2 pseudogenes are annotated in these 938 nt (G+C 70.7%); both read right to left on the bottom strand.

Annotated elements, in window-relative coordinates:
- Nucleotides 1-337 (bottom strand): annotated as a pseudogene (locus tag OOT08_RS16055) (hypothetical protein); the annotation flags it as partial.
- A 359-nt stretch (nt 338-696) separates the two neighbouring features.
- Nucleotides 697-938 (bottom strand): annotated as a pseudogene (locus tag OOT08_RS16050) (PAC2 family protein); the annotation flags it as partial.

Raw genomic sequence — 938 nt, 5'->3', positions numbered from 1 at the left:
TTGCGCGAGTCGCCCGCTTCTTCGCAGGGGCCTTCTTCGCGGCCGGAGCCTTCGCGGCGGCGGCGGTCTTCTTTGCGGGGGCGCGCTTCTTGGCCGGGGCAGCGACCTCGGCGTCGGCGGCGTCGGTCTCGACCGCAGCCCCCGTGGCCTCGGCTGCGGCGGCTTTCGCGGCGGTTGCCTTTGCAGCCGTCGTCTTCGCCCCCGCGGTCTTGGTGCTGGCCCGCTTCGCTGGGGCCGGTGTCGCGGCGGTGGCAGTCTTCTCGTTCAGCTCGGTTCCCTCCGGGGCGGCCTTGGGCGATGGCGTGCGCTTCTTCGTGGGCGTGGATGACTCGGCCACGGTTCCGCCTCTCTGTCTCGGTGCCTCCCGGGCACCCCAAAACGGGGACCCAGCAGAACACTCAGGCAAACTACGAAAAACCCATGTCAAGCCCCTGTACGCGAATCGCTGATTTCACAGCGGCTGGCGCACCGGGTTTGACCGGGTCTTGTCCTTATTATCGCACGGATTTTGGCGGCCCTGTGACCGGCCACGCCGTGCCCTTGACTCAACGCCCGAATCCGCCCGTGCATTCCCCCGGCCCGGAAAGAGCCGCCTCCGTCGCGTGCGGAGGAGCCGGGCCAGCGACGCGGGGCGCACGGGGCGCACCCGGCGCGAACCGTGTCAGCCGCGGCCGAGGGGACGGCCCGCCCGGCCGCTTAGTCGCCGGTCGTTGGCGGCTCGGGGTCAGCGAATCCCCCGAAGGGCGGGGCCTCGCCGCCGCGCTGGTCCTGCAGGAAGCGCTCAAACTCGCCGCCGAGCTGGTCCGCGGTCGGCAGGGTGCCGTCATCGGAGACGAGCGGCGAGCGGAGCGTGAGGTCGCGCATATAGGCATCGTGACGCTGCTCCAGCGTGTTCACCATCGTCACGGAGTCCGGGTTCCCGGCGATCTGCTCGTCGA

This window comes from Leucobacter sp. M11 (assembly GCF_035726885.1).
In the GTDB taxonomy this organism is placed as follows: domain Bacteria; phylum Actinomycetota; class Actinomycetes; order Actinomycetales; family Microbacteriaceae; genus JAPFRB01.
This window is presented reverse-complemented; position numbering and strand designations above follow the sequence as displayed.